This window comes from Corynebacterium kozikiae (assembly GCF_024580965.1).
Taxonomy (GTDB): Bacteria; Actinomycetota; Actinomycetes; order Mycobacteriales; family Mycobacteriaceae; genus Corynebacterium; species Corynebacterium kozikiae.
Map to the genome: position 1 here is coordinate 1 of NZ_JANIKJ010000056.1, position 580 is coordinate 580.

The following is a 580-nucleotide window of genomic DNA, read 5'->3' on the forward strand; positions in this document are numbered from 1 at the left end:
CGTGTGCCCTTACACAACACACAAAAAACACCAGACACAAAAAATCAAAAAGAATAAAGAATAAAGATACTCGCGTCCACTATACAGTTCTCACACAACACCACTTAAGCCACCACAACACACACAAACACATGTCCTGCAGTAACCAAGCAACACAAAAAAGGACACCACACAAGCACACAACAACCCCACACACAACCACGCAACACAACAGTGTCACACGCAGCCATCCATGAACCCACTTGTGCGCCTGAAAAAAACGTGATCATCCCAGACACCCAACAGCATGCCAACACACCAACAAAACGTCTTTGCACCCACCACCACACAACACACACAATGCATGCATGCAGCAGCACTTTGTTTTTTTGGTTTCTTTTGTTGTGTTCACAACCCCCAACCACCAATCGGTGACCAGACAAAAGGTTGCGTGGTGTTGCTCCACCCGGATTCGAAAAACAATTAAAAGTAAAGCTCCTTAGAAAGGAGGTGATCCAGCCGCACCTTCCGGTACGGCTACCTTGTTACGACTTCGTCCCAATCGCCGATCCCACCTTCGACCACTCCCTCCCCAAAAAAG

The 580-nt window shown here is 47.4% G+C and carries 1 rRNA gene; it reads right to left on the bottom strand.

Annotated features, from left to right (window positions below):
- Positions 1 to 482: 482 nt before the first annotated feature.
- Positions 483 to 580 (bottom strand): 16S ribosomal RNA (locus NQ018_RS11305); the annotation flags it as partial.